General features: G+C 41.8%; 13 protein-coding genes. 5 read left to right on the top strand and 8 right to left on the bottom strand.

What is annotated here, in order from left to right:
- Positions 1-31 precede the first annotated feature (31 nt).
- Positions 32-370: an immunity protein Imm33 domain-containing protein gene (locus tag RUMCAL_RS11155; RefSeq protein ID WP_040648057.1), complete on the bottom strand. Its 339-nt coding sequence runs from the start codon at positions 368-370 to the stop codon at positions 32-34.
- 366 nt (positions 371-736) lie between these two features.
- Here RUMCAL_RS11155 and rplM point away from each other — a divergent pair, with 366 nt between their 5' ends.
- From rplM to RUMCAL_RS11135, 4 genes are all read left to right on the top strand, one after another.
- Positions 737-1,165: a 50S ribosomal protein L13 gene (gene rplM, locus RUMCAL_RS11150; RefSeq protein ID WP_040648056.1), complete on the top strand. Its 429-nt coding sequence runs from the start codon at positions 737-739 to the stop codon at positions 1,163-1,165.
- A gap of 18 nt (positions 1,166-1,183) precedes the next feature.
- Positions 1,184-1,585, top strand: a complete 402-nt coding sequence (rpsI, locus tag RUMCAL_RS11145; RefSeq protein ID WP_021682980.1) for a 30S ribosomal protein S9 — start codon at positions 1,184-1,186, stop codon at positions 1,583-1,585.
- A 277-nt stretch (positions 1,586-1,862) separates the two neighbouring features.
- Complete coding sequence (locus RUMCAL_RS11140) at positions 1,863-3,131, top strand: AAA family ATPase (protein WP_040648055.1); 1,269 nt, start codon at positions 1,863-1,865, stop codon at positions 3,129-3,131.
- A complete protein-coding gene (locus RUMCAL_RS11135; RefSeq protein ID WP_021682978.1) occupies positions 3,112-3,744 on the top strand; it encodes a hypothetical protein in 633 nt (210 codons plus the stop codon). Before RUMCAL_RS11140 ends, RUMCAL_RS11135 begins: the two co-directional genes overlap by 20 nt.
- A 45-nt stretch (positions 3,745-3,789) precedes the next feature.
- Here the strand turns inward: RUMCAL_RS11135 and RUMCAL_RS11130 are convergent, their stop codons facing one another.
- The 5 genes from RUMCAL_RS11130 to RUMCAL_RS11110 form a co-directional block, all read right to left on the bottom strand.
- Positions 3,790-4,839, bottom strand: coding sequence for a tyrosine-type recombinase/integrase (locus RUMCAL_RS11130; protein ID WP_040648054.1), 1,050 nt, complete (start codon positions 4,837-4,839; stop codon positions 3,790-3,792).
- A 33-nt stretch (positions 4,840-4,872) separates the two neighbouring features.
- The gene (locus tag RUMCAL_RS11125; protein ID WP_021682976.1) at positions 4,873-5,100 is read right to left on the bottom strand and encodes a hypothetical protein; all 228 of its coding nucleotides are present in this window, start codon (positions 5,098-5,100) and stop codon (positions 4,873-4,875) included.
- 130 nt (positions 5,101-5,230) lie between these two features.
- Entirely contained in the window at positions 5,231-6,973 is a 1,743-nt protein-coding gene (locus RUMCAL_RS11120; RefSeq protein ID WP_021682975.1) for a DEAD/DEAH box helicase family protein, read from the bottom strand.
- Positions 6,974-6,993: 20 nt separating this feature from the next.
- On the bottom strand, positions 6,994-7,674 hold the full coding sequence (locus RUMCAL_RS11115; protein WP_242823511.1) for a DUF5906 domain-containing protein: 681 nt from the start codon (positions 7,672-7,674) through the stop codon (positions 6,994-6,996).
- On the bottom strand, positions 7,590-8,495 hold the full coding sequence (locus RUMCAL_RS11110; RefSeq protein WP_021682973.1) for a hypothetical protein: 906 nt from the start codon (positions 8,493-8,495) through the stop codon (positions 7,590-7,592). The genes RUMCAL_RS11115 and RUMCAL_RS11110 overlap by 85 nt, the downstream gene beginning before the upstream one ends.
- Positions 8,496-8,690: 195 nt before the next feature.
- Between RUMCAL_RS11110 and RUMCAL_RS11105 the strand changes: the two genes are divergently transcribed.
- Positions 8,691-9,992 (top strand): hypothetical protein, encoded by a 1,302-nt coding sequence (locus RUMCAL_RS11105; RefSeq protein WP_021682972.1) that lies wholly within the window; start codon positions 8,691-8,693, stop codon positions 9,990-9,992.
- A gap of 524 nt (positions 9,993-10,516) precedes the next feature.
- On the opposite strand, the gene RUMCAL_RS11100 is transcribed toward RUMCAL_RS11105, so the two are convergent.
- Both RUMCAL_RS11100 and RUMCAL_RS11095 read right to left on the bottom strand, forming a co-directional pair.
- Positions 10,517-11,116, bottom strand: a complete 600-nt coding sequence (locus RUMCAL_RS11100; RefSeq protein ID WP_040648053.1) for a recombinase family protein — start codon at positions 11,114-11,116, stop codon at positions 10,517-10,519.
- A 140-nt stretch (positions 11,117-11,256) separates the two neighbouring features.
- Positions 11,257-12,165: a class II glutamine amidotransferase gene (locus tag RUMCAL_RS11095; protein WP_051343839.1), complete on the bottom strand. Its 909-nt coding sequence runs from the start codon at positions 12,163-12,165 to the stop codon at positions 11,257-11,259.
- Positions 12,166-12,174: the final 9 nt, after the last annotated feature.

Raw genomic sequence — 12,174 nt, 5'->3', positions numbered from 1 at the left:
AGTCGCCAGACGCTCTTTGTGCGGTGTTGCCTTAAAATTCGGTGGGAATGTCCGCGGGATACGCCGTGGGGACAAACCCGCCGTTTTTTTCGTCATAGGCATATGCCGCCCTGCACGGGGCAGAAGATACCCCCAGAAGCGGTGTCAGCTTCGGTTCCAGTTCCAGTGCTCTGGCGACGGATACCAGCAGCCCGTTTTCCGGATTGGACAGTTCCAGTCCGGTTTCGCTGCCCTGTAACAGCTGCCAGCCGGTATCCCGTTCTGCACAGACAGCATCTGTCCGCAGCAGCAGGCGGATCTCACCGCTTTCATAGGCACGGCGTGTCAGGTAAACGATTCCCTCGCCGCCGGTCGTCTTGGATTGTGCCATTTTCTGATACCTCCGTTCCGGCAGAGATCTGCCGAGCATATCCCCAGTTTGGCGGGGCATGTTCTGATATACTATTATATCGCAGTTCCTGAAAAATTGCAAGCCGGCAGTCCGGTTTCGGCGGCAAAATGGCAATATGCACAAAATCCACAGCGGATTTCCTCTGAAAATCGAAAAAAAACTGCGGATTTCCGCTTGACATTTCCGCTGAATCTATGGTATAATAGTTCTTGTACTGTCAGAGAGACCGGTTATAATCTTGCGAAATGCCGGCAGTGCAGTCTAACCCAACTGCCCTCTGCCTGATCCTGCTTTTTGGCTGGATCGAGATTATTTTTGATAGAAGTTTCAATGGAGGAATTGACTATGGCAACAACTATGCCGAAGGCTGGCGAAGTAGATCGCAAGTGGTATGTGCTGGACGCTGCCGGCAAGCCGCTGGGCCGTGTCGCTGCAAAGGCTGCACACCTGCTGCGTGGTAAGCACAAGCCCACATTCGCACCGCACGTTGACTGCGGTGATAACGTAATCATCATCAACTGTGACAAGGCAGTTCTGACCGGCAACAAGCTGGAAAAGAAGTTCTATTACTGGCACACCGGTTGGATCGGTGGTCTGAAGAAGACACAGTATAAGGTTATGATGGAAGAAAAAGCAGATGAAGCAATGACGATCGCTGTTAAGGGCATGCTCCCGCACAACACTCAGGGTGCAAACCAGCTGAAGCGTCTGCACGCTTACAAGGGTGCAGAGCACAAGCAGGCGGCTCAGAAGCCGGAAGTTTGCGAGTTCTAAGAGAAGGGAGCAGAAAAGATGTACGAATCTAAGGTAAAATACTATTATGGTACCGGCAGACGTAAGCACTCTGTTGCAAGAGTTCGTCTGTATCCGGGCAACGGCAGCATCACGATCAACGGCAGAAGCATTGACGAATACTTCGGTCTGGATACTCTGAAGCTGATCGTTCGTCAGCCGCTGAATCTGACTGACAACATGGACAAGCTGGACGTTATCTGCACAGTTACCGGCGGCGGTGTCACCGGTCAGGCTGGTGCGATCCGTCACGGCATCTCCCGTGCTCTGCTGGTATTCAGTCCGGAACTGCGTCCGGTTCTGAAGAAGGCTGGCTTCCTCACTCGTGACCCGAGAATGAAGGAACGTAAGAAGTACGGTCTGAAGGCTGCACGTCGTGCACCGCAGTTCTCAAAGAGATAATTTTATCCCGTTTGGGAGTGCTGAAAATCACCTGTTTTGCGTCGTTTTTGTCGTTTCGATTTTGCCTAAAATAGGGTGTTATTTAGGCGGTAACTAACACGTAACTAACAGGTAACTAACAAAAAAAGAAAGGCATTCACCCTCTGTGGTGAGTGCTTTTTTGGTTTATACGAGTATTTACAGCATATCTGCTCATAATATTATATAGCGGTATTTTTTGATGCAGCATGATATGTTGTATGATTCGCTTTTTAGTAAGAAGAGGAGGAGTGATTGTATGGATTTCAAGTTGAAGGATCTCGGTAAAATCAAAAAAGCGGATATAAAACTTGATGGGATCACTGTCATTTGCGGTGACAATAACACTGGTAAGAGTACGATTGGCAAGTCGCTTTTTTCCTTTTATAATGCTCTATATGATTATAAGACAAAAATCAGTATGCAGAAAGATTCAAGGTTTAAGAATTTTATCTTGTCGAATATAAACTCCATGGATGTGCCGGTTAGACTCCTTGACAATGATAGCACAATGTCCTTTATCACTTCTCAGGCTGAAGATTTTTCTGTTGAAGATGTAAAAAAATATCTTGAGGAAAATTACCCCATAAAAGTTACAAAGAACAAGGTAGCTTCTCTGGTTGAATACTTAAACCTACCGGAAAAAGATATTTTGAACGAATATGTATTCCGCTACTTTAATCTTGTTATGAATGGGCAGATCAAGAATTTGAATTCAACAGGCAAAAGTTCTGTTACTGCAGAAATAAAGGGAAAAAGCGATACAATTCTATTAAATAAAAAATCCTGCTCCTGTGAGTTAGATGAACCCATTGAGCATTCTGCATACTATATCAATAACCCATTTGTACTGGATTGGCTTAACCTAACGAATGTATCATGGTTCTTATCTGCCCTAAATCCTATGGACAGAAATGTGATTAGTGCAATAATAAAAGCACAGGCAGACATAAATGAAGACTCAATGTCCAACATTCTTGAAACCGTTATAAACAAAAAAGAACTCGATGAGATCAGAAAGGTTTTGAAAAGAGCCTATGCCGGTGATACTGTAATCAGTCATGGTAAGTATTATTACAGTGAAAATGGTGTGGATTTCGACTTCAGAAACATTTCAGCTGGTCTTAAATCTTTTGCTCTCATCGAAAGAATGCTTGAAACAGGTGTACTGAAGAAAAAAGATATTCTTATTCTTGACGAGCCTGAAATCCATCTCCATTCTGAATGGCAAATTATCTACGCCGAACTTATTGTTGCTCTTCAAAAATATTTTGATTTGACCATTCTCATTGTCACACACAGTTTCCAGTTCCTCGAATCCTTGAATTTCTTCATGAAAAAGTACGTGATTTCTGAAAAAGGAAATTATTATATCCCAAAGCAAACCGAAAAAGGAGTCATTATTGAAGACAATGACAGTAATCTGAGTGATATGAGAAAAAGTCTAAAAAGTGGAATGTTTACTTTAGCTGATATGCAGCTCGACGAACTTAGCAGTGGTGATTCTGATGAAGAAGATGACGAATGACTATTTTCTAAAGTTTTGTGACATCGTGGAACGCTCCATGCCCGATCCTTCCCAATTTGACAATTGTCGTAAGGATATGATAGACGCTTCTTTTGATGATCGCAACGAGGTGTTTGTATATACTGATACTTCTCATAATATGGAAGTCTTAAAACTTGATGAATATACGAAAGAGTTTGAAAAAAGACGGCGCAATGAAATCCCAAATCTAAAAGAACATCAACCAAGTGCTGTTGATGCCGTTTGCGTCAGCAAAGACAATGAGTGGTTCTTAATAGAATTCAAAAATGAACCTATAAAGAATATTTTGAAGTCTACTCCCAAGAAGATGTTAAGCTCTGTTTGGCTAATCGCTTATTTGTATTCCACCTTATCTGAGCAGATATCAGATGAAAAAGACATCTTGAAATTTGCAAGAGAAAACATAACGTTTATCACCGTTGTAAGCTCTGAAAAGAATGAAAACCTTGAAGAGACTATCGGTGCAACATGGGAAAAAGACGGTCCATTTTATACTCCACTGAAATTTATGAAGTATAAAGGGTATTATTTTAAGGATGTGTACGTGTTAACCGAAAAAGGACTGAGATTTTTTATAGAGAGCTTTGAATAACAACTACATTACAAAAAAAGCTGAGACCGAAGTCCCAGCTTTTTCTTATATCTTATTGATCGCCTCCAAAAGCTCTTCCACATTTACGTGTGTATAGACCTTTTCAGTAACCGACATTGCGCCTGAATGTCCTACAATCTTCTTTATCAGTGTAGGATTGACATTCTTTGCTGCCATCATAGAAATACAAGTATGACGTGTATCGTGGGGCTTGTGCGTGCATCCGATGCGTTTCATGATAGGAGTCCAATAGGAATCATAGTAGTTACGATATGTAAAGTGACCTCCATCGGGTGTGTGCAGCAAATACTCACAGCCCTCTTCATACCACTTTTGGAATATGGGATAGGTCTTGTCATGTATCGGAACCATTCTGATGCCACTACTGGTCTTGCTACGCACAACGTTGAAACAATGCTCGTCTATATGAACATCCTCACGTTTCAAGTCGAGCAGTTCTGACACACGCACACCGCTGTAGATCAGCATCAGTACGATCTGCGCATAGATATCGTCCTTCTGCATCCAAAGAGCCTGGATCTCGCCTTCTGTGAACGGCGTGCGATCCATTTTGTTTGGATTCTTGTTCTTGAATTTCTGGATATTCACGTACTGTGAATAGTCCTTGCTGCAAAGCTCGTACTTCATGGCATAGTCGTACATCTGGTTCAGCAGCACCTTCAATTTACGAAGTGTGGGATAATTCTTTCCGCAGGTGTCTACAACGCTCTGCAGATCCATCAGTTTCAGATCCTTGAACACTCGGTTATGCAGCGGCTGACAAGCCTTATAGGATGCCTGATAGCCCTTTACATTCGATTCCGAGATCGTCGGAAATTTCTCAGATGCCCATTTGTCGAACACCTCAGAAAAAGTGATCTTTGATACCGCAATGTCATATGGATTTTTGTTGTACTCCATAAGCATCTCAAGACCTTTTGCTCTTGTCGGAGCATAACCGATGGTAACGCAGACTTGTTTGCACTTGCCGGTTTCCACATCGATCTCCCAACCGACTGTTTTGCGTACGATGTACGGATTACGTCTTTTGCCGGACAGCTTATAAACTGTACCAACGCCGTTTCCCAGTTTCATTGGCATCATCTCCCTTCTTTGCCTTAAACAACTTTATACTACGTCGTTATTGCTCATATCCTTAAAATAGCCGGTCTCCTCCCATACCTTTTTGTCTGGGCAGAAGTAATTGTATTCGCTGGATCCTTCTTGTTTGAGGGCATATCCAAATTGAAGGATACGTTTCTGAATGCCAATGCGTATAAACTGCTGGCTCTTGCCGGTTGCTTTTGCGATTTCGGTAATAGGGACGTTTCGTCCAGTAAATTTAGGTGTTTCCATGTTAAATTCCTCCTTTTAGGATATAGCCAGATTATTCTGTCATGACTATAGTATACAACTGAAATAATAGCGCCTGTCAATAGAAAAATCATTCTCCTCTATTGACAAGTGCTTATAGGTAATGGTATAATTAGACAGAGGCTATGTTGAAAACTTCAACTTTTGCCTTTATTTCGTACGCAATTCCTGCTGCCTTCAGTATGTCATTAACCGTACTGATTTGAATGTTGCTGGTGAGCTGTTTGCCATCATTGTAAACCTTGGTGCTGTTGCAGGCAACCTTCAGCTTTGCTTTGAGGCTGTCAAGGCACTCGGCGTTCTTCTCAGAGTTCTTGTATGTATCAAAAGCCTCCGCAGCCTTTGTCTTGAAGTCAAGGATTCTGTCATAGTACAGGAACATATCGTCTGAGATGACTGGCTTTTTACCATAGAGTTCAAGGACAGCCTGGGCAAAGGCATGAGGCTTTTCGGGGTCTTTTCGCAAGCCTCTGAGAAAGTCGATCTGATACGCAAGTGCCTTTTCTGCCATTGTATTTACAACAGGGTGCTTTACTTTGCTGTCGTAATATACGAGTGCAGGATAATTCGCTGCATACTCCAATGCCAGATCTGGATCTGCTTTGACCTCTTTGACCATTCTCATTTGCTGCTCTGCACTTGCGATCGCATTGCCGATGTCGGTCATAGAGTAGTCAGGAATAAGAACCGTGATCTCTCTGGGATTCTTGCGGTTGACTCTCGCTCTGCCAATCACCTGCTTTAGTGTGATTGGATCCAGTGTTTCGACAACAATCAGATTCAATTCATCGTCGTGCAAGGACACTCCGTTCTCAGCCACCTTGGTGGTGATCAGGTTTCGATCTGAAAATCTCTCATTTTGAGCGATCTCTGCAATTTCTGCACGTTTGTCTTCATCTGAGTAGATGTGCTGGGTATTGCCTAACACTTCTTGAAGCACTTTTCCCTTGCTGATGTCATTTACATAGATCAGGCTTTTGGTGCCCTGCTCATTTTCTCGTTTGATATAATCAGCAAGTTCCTTTGTGTCGTCTGGGGTGTATAGCTTGAAGTTGATATAGTTCCAATTGCTTTCCATCGAGTAAACCATCTTCAATCTTGTTTTGTATGAAGCATACGCATGGAAAACAGATTTTACATTGGTATCCCAGTCCATTGCAAAAAGCGCCTGCTCTTGTCCTGATTCACATTCTATTTCCGCTATCACAGGAGTAACTGCATCTGGTGTTGCCGTGAGGTAAATTCTAGCGGTATTGTCACGATTTGCTTTCAGATACCGAATAATTTTCTCTGCGTACACTGAGAAATTAGCATCTTCCAGCAGACAATGGACTTCGTCAAGTATGAGGAGGTGTTTTTTGCCTTTATACTTATACGTTGTCTCAGCAAGTTCTTGATAGGTAATGGCGATGATGTTCTCTCCCAAGGAAATGCTGTCAAGCAACTCTGCAGGAACATCGAGTCCTTTCGATGCCTTGATATAGTCCTTTTTGAACTGACAAAGCGTCATCTTTCTGTTGGTCACATAGATGACCGGCATTGAAGTGTGCTTGATCATCTTGATTACTGCGCTTGTCTTGCCAGAACCAGTTGGAGAGGCGATAAGCATTGACTCTCCCAAGCTTGGAATATCGTTCGAGTCAATGATCTGACTGATATACTGCTTTGAGGTGCCAACTTTATAATCGCCAATCAAACATAAGAACCGAAGAGCAACGCTCGGTTGCTCCTCTACTACTTTCAGCATTCTTTCTTCAAGTTCATCTTTTTCATACTTAGGATTGAACGGCATGATATACACACCGTCGGACTCCGTTGAAGATGCTTTTGATTTCAAGTCTTTAATCGTTATCATAACATTTTACTCCTTTCGGTTTAGGGATTAGAAATGGCTATGCCCTCATATCCGTTTCCCTGATGCTTTTTGACTTTTTTTACAACGTATCCATTCGAGAGAAGGTAATTGTTTAATGCCTGTGAAAAGCCCGTCACATCTTTGAATACATCACAGTTAAAGTCGAGACAATTCTGGAAAACATCGTACAAGTCTTTTGTCAGCACGAAATTACCGGGCATAGATCTCACATGACACTGCACAAAACGTTCTATGTTGTGATATTGCGCATTGATCGGCGTGAATTGCAGAGCGTAGTCATCCAGCCCGGCATCGTCACCGGCAAAGTGATAGCCATTTGCTTTCAGTCTGAAAAACGCATTCAAAGCCTCTGTTGTGACTGCATTCAATTCAGACCCCAGTATCTCTGACACAATGTTCGGATTTTGCTGACTTTTCGGGATCTTCACATCAAATGGCAGTGTGCAGATTCTGCGAACAATGGCGCTGTCACTGCTGCTGTACGCCATACCAATATTGTGATTACTTGCGATAATGACCTTACAAGTAGACGTAAAGCTGACCTGATTCGAATTTTTCTTGTCAACCGTAAGCCGGTCATGTCCAGAGATGCTCTTTAGCTTAGCCAGCTGATCTGTATTGAGTTCCAAGGCGCCTTCATCAGAGCTAACGTTGATCCGTGCCTCCTGAATCTCTGACATTGCAAAATTGCCGCCAAGCAGATTTTTTTCATGGATAAGCCTTTGACTGCAGAAGAACTTAGCAAACTGCGTATCAGGTGGATAAAGGTAGATTTACCGTTATCTCCAGATGCACCAGGGAAAACAAAAAAGCGTTTCGCATGAGCGTCACTGCTGATGCAGTAGCCAATGATCTGGTATGCTCTCTCTTCAAGCATCTTATCTCCAGCAAACAGAATTGACATGAAACGGTCCATGTTAGGATGATACTGCGGGCCAGATCCCAGATACGCCCCGGTAAGCTGAATGGTCGGAAAGTAATCAGAAACAATATCAAACAATCCTGTGCGGTTATTCAGAAAGCCGTTCGAACAATAGGTATAGCGTTCGTCATTTGGCTCTCCTTGGTACAGATCAGCTCGCATTTCCAACTCATTTGTAATACTGCAAATGGCAGGCTGTGTGAACTCATAGCCAAGCGCTGTAACATCAGAATACACTCTGCATATGAATTCCTTCTTATTGTAAGGAACATATACATTGTTCTCCTTCATGTAAAAGTGGTTTTGGTACCGCCATAAAGGCTTTTGCTGATTGAGTATGTTTACCACCAGATAAAATATCTCACTAGCATTTGCACAATTCAGTCTCTGGACTTTTGGCTCAGTCACAGCGTTTTGCAGTTCTTGAGGAACGACAGGTGGAGTTCCTGCCACTTCTGAATACGCTGCACCTGCTCTTCCAAAAATTTCAGGACTTTTTGCCATCTCTTCAAGTGTGATTGGTACAAACAATCCGTTTCCACCCTGCACAGGGGGTAAATGAGAATTTGTTTCATTCATCTTGATTTCCTCCTTTATTCAATTTTAAAGATGCCAGCTGCTTGAGCTGTAAGTGTATTATAACAGAACTCAATTATTCTTGCAACACTTTTACACAAACAATGATAAATCTCTGGTTTCTTATTGTGCATTTTGTACAATGAGAATCACTTTTTTATCTAAACCATAAAAATATACGGTTAGAAAGGATTAAACATGAGACAATTTGATGTAGTTAATACAATCGTTGATATTGTATTTTCAGGTAAAACGACAGGTAACTATGTAGAATCTCAAACAGAAACGACACTTGACTGCAAACCGAAAATTTATATTGTTCATGGAGGTACACTACGTGATCACCTAAAAAATAAAAAGGAGACAGCAAGATTAACCGCAAGAGTAGTAAATGCAATACTGTGCCGTGTAAAATTTTACCTCTACCCTGACTTACAAACTATTGACCCAGGTGAAACTAAAAAATCACCTGAAAAGTTACCCATTGAACCACATGACTTTGCAAATAGATGCGTAGCCGCTTTGATGACTTTATTTGATTATAATCTGTCAATGCTGAAAGTAAAAAAAGATGACAAAAACGCTGGTGAAAAGATAGATAAAATATATGATATAATCGAAAAATTGCTGCACATATTCGAAGGTGAAAGTGAAATAGGAGATGCAATTGTAAATAAAGTCTTTATGAAAATAATTATATCTTCTGTTGATAATATAACAAATAACACCTTACTAATTTACTATTTTGATTTTATCTGGGAATTCAACAGATATACAGCCAAATTATTTCAATATTATAATGAACTAAAATGTCAAAATTCTTACTTTTCAAAAGAAGATGTAGAAATTAGTGAAACAACAGAGAAATACGCAGAAGAAAGTTGCGAAAACTTGCGTAAAATTGTAGAATTATTAGATCATGCAGAACAAGTAGACCTCGTACATGAAAGAGAAGACTTAATAAATAAAAATTACATATCATCTGATGATATTGTTACAGATATATATGACGCTATAAACATTCGTATTAAAAAAGGCTCCCAAACTTTCTCTGATAATCTTAAAATGACTATGGCAGATCTAATTGCCGCAAATATAATCTATAAGTGGAGATATAGGAAGACAGTAAAATGTAACAATGACAATAAGACAAAATATGAGCTTCTCGTCAAGACCCTTGAAATGGTTTCTAAGACAATTGAAAAAACGCATGAGTTCCAAGAGTATTCTGCTATTCACCTCGACTTATTCACTGATTTTTTTGAAAATTTAAAATCATGTATAGATTACCTAGAATTTTATTCAGCCGTCTTACATCAGTTTGGTTTGTGTGTTTTAAATGAAAATACACGTCTCGATATAAATAAACAGTATGTAACCATGCTTACTAAAGATGAACTTGATGAAATTGATAAAAAAAGGCAAAAAATTTATTTGCTTTGTAAAAAAATAGGAGTAGAGATTTCCCCTTTCCACACGGAATCAGAGAAAGATCTCTGATTCCACCAAGCAAGCCTGCGGTTCTTTGAACCTTGCTTGCTTTCAACACGGGAATTGTTTCCGATCTCATTGAAATTATTTTTTGTAAAAGTACTTTTTCATTCGGCTTATATATAGAGAAAGCAGAAAATATAGTATTTGAAAATAAAATTTAGGGTATGATGGTATAACTGTTCCAGGTTCCAAGTCTTAATCAAGTTTGATCGTAGAATTGGGACAGGATATAGTAATAAGACAGTCTGCAAGAGGAAAACCTGTTTTGTCTTCAAACGCAAAGAACACCTGGAACGTGGAACGAAAATATAATGTATCCCACTCAATTGTATTATGGCAGGTTTATCATCGCAGCCAATTCTTTCTGTAGAGGAATTGACAAGGCTTGCAAAGCCGCAGTCAAGGGCGTGGTGAGGTTTAAGGGGAGGGCAGACGCCAAGCCCTCCCCTTATCATCAAATAATCTTTTGAAAAAATAATTGTCAGAGGTACACAAGGAGCCTCTGACAATAAATGTTACACCAGATCATTTTATTGATGTTGCTTTAGCCGATAGTAGGATGAACGGGAGATGTGCAGTTGACCAATGGCTTGGGACACGGTGATTTGCTTTGCCTCAACAGCCTGCATCACGATTTCCCAGTTTTCGGGCAGTTCCAGCGTTGGCCGCCCAAACTTGATGTCTTTCTTTTTCGCCGCATCAATCCCCTCACGCTGTCTGCGTCTGATTTTTAGGCGTTCATTCTCTGCAATACTTCCAAGCACCTCAATCAGAATTGCATTGATCATATCCATGACCCACATCTGCTCCGGTGGAAAATCGGTCAATGTAGTTGGAATATCCAGAATGCGTATATGCACACCATGATTTTTGAAATACTCCAACTCTTGCTTGATGTCAGATTTACTTCTGCTGAGTCTGTCCAGTTCCTTAATCACCAACGTATCGCCGCTCCTGAGAATCTGCTTTTTCAGATATTGGTAACCCTCACGTTCGGTATCTTTGCCGGAACATTTGTCCACAATGATATTATCTCTGCTGACACCATAATTTGTGAGAGCCTCGATCTGCCTGTCCTCATGCTGTTCCCTGCTGGAAACACGGGCATAGCCGAACGTTCTGTTGTCCATAAAAACACCTCCAATTGTCTCAAAAAGTCCTGCCACTTTTGGAACGTCTCAAAAGTCAAAAACGGACCTTTTGGCACAGGTTTTTGAGAAAAAAGGAACCGTCCCAGAAAGTACACTTTTTGGAACGGTTCTTCTTGTAATTACTGCTGTGCAAAAATCTCTTCACTTTGAATGGCGTTGATCGTCTCCAAAAGCAAGTTGCTGTCACACAGCATCTCTTCGATCTCATCAGTGGAATAGCCATAGTCCAACAGCAGGAGGACATCCTCTTCTGTCACGCCATAGCAACTGCACATCTCCAACAGCAATTCCTCCTGTTGTGTGTAATACTCTTCTTCCAACTCGTCATACCAATCAGTCCACTTGCCGAACCGGAAACTTTCCTGTACCTCAAAGGTAGAGCCGCTTAAAAACCCATAGCGGTCAATCTTCAAGATCGTGCCTTCATCTACATTCAACACTTCAAACGGATACTTGTGGAAACCAGTCTTCTGCAATGCCTTTTTCAAAATGCTTTCCGTCGAGGCATAAACGTAAAGCCCCAGCTCTGCAAAGTGGAGCAGGCACATGGGATTGCTGCCCTTGACGATGTAGAGCGTGTTGTTTTCGTCCAGAGCGGTAAAGCAGAAACTGCCCTGCACGGATTCTGCCATGCTTTTGAGTGAGTCAAAGTTTAGTTTGCCTTGCTGTTCCAATAACTGTACTGCAACGTATGAATCCGTTTCGATCTGCGTTTGCGGCAGGTGCTTTTCCACACGCAGTTCCTTATCGTTATACAGTACGCCATTATGTGCAAAGGCAAAGTCCACATCGGCATGACCATAGAAAGGGTGATTGTTGTAGTTGAACTTCTCGTTGCCCTGTGTGGTCATGCGAGTATGTCCCATGACTGCCCTTGTGCCGTTGGGGGCGTTAAAGTGAATCTTGTGGGCAGGTTTCGGACGCTTGAAAATCGTTACCTTGCTGTTCTTCACATAGGCAATCCCAGACGCATCCGTTCCTCGTTCCTCTGCCGCATTTGCCAGAGCCTGTGTCAGCTTTTTCAACAGCTTGTCCGA

It is taken from the genome of Ruminococcus callidus ATCC 27760 (genome assembly GCF_000468015.1).
Classification (GTDB): domain Bacteria; phylum Bacillota; class Clostridia; order Oscillospirales; family Ruminococcaceae; genus Ruminococcus_C; species Ruminococcus_C callidus.
Note: the sequence above shows the minus strand (reverse complement) of the source record. Positions and strands in the feature narration are given on the sequence as shown.

Bases quoted from the DNA above. Each gene is read 5' to 3' on its own strand.
- RUMCAL_RS11135 (WP_021682978.1), top strand. From the start codon at position 3,112: ATGAAGAAGATGACGAATGACTATTTTCTAAAGTTTTGTGACATCGTG.
- RUMCAL_RS11115 (WP_242823511.1), bottom strand. From the start codon at position 7,674: ATGTCAGAGATTCAGGAGGCACGGATCAACGTTAGCTCTGATGAAGGC.
- rplM (WP_040648056.1), top strand. From the start codon at position 737: ATGGCAACAACTATGCCGAAGGCTGGCGAAGTAGATCGCAAGTGGTAT.
- rpsI (WP_021682980.1), top strand. From the start codon at position 1,184: ATGTACGAATCTAAGGTAAAATACTATTATGGTACCGGCAGACGTAAG.
- RUMCAL_RS11110 (WP_021682973.1), bottom strand. From the start codon at position 8,495: ATGAATGAAACAAATTCTCATTTACCCCCTGTGCAGGGTGGAAACGGA.
- RUMCAL_RS11140 (WP_040648055.1), top strand. From the start codon at position 1,863: ATGGATTTCAAGTTGAAGGATCTCGGTAAAATCAAAAAAGCGGATATA.
- RUMCAL_RS11120 (WP_021682975.1), bottom strand. From the start codon at position 6,973: ATGATAACGATTAAAGACTTGAAATCAAAAGCATCTTCAACGGAGTCC.
- RUMCAL_RS11125 (WP_021682976.1), bottom strand. From the start codon at position 5,100: ATGGAAACACCTAAATTTACTGGACGAAACGTCCCTATTACCGAAATC.
- RUMCAL_RS11155 (WP_040648057.1), bottom strand. From the start codon at position 370: ATGGCACAATCCAAGACGACCGGCGGCGAGGGAATCGTTTACCTGACA.
- RUMCAL_RS11130 (WP_040648054.1), bottom strand. From the start codon at position 4,839: ATGAAACTGGGAAACGGCGTTGGTACAGTTTATAAGCTGTCCGGCAAA.
- RUMCAL_RS11105 (WP_021682972.1), top strand. From the start codon at position 8,691: ATGAGACAATTTGATGTAGTTAATACAATCGTTGATATTGTATTTTCA.
- RUMCAL_RS11100 (WP_040648053.1), bottom strand. From the start codon at position 11,116: ATGGACAACAGAACGTTCGGCTATGCCCGTGTTTCCAGCAGGGAACAG.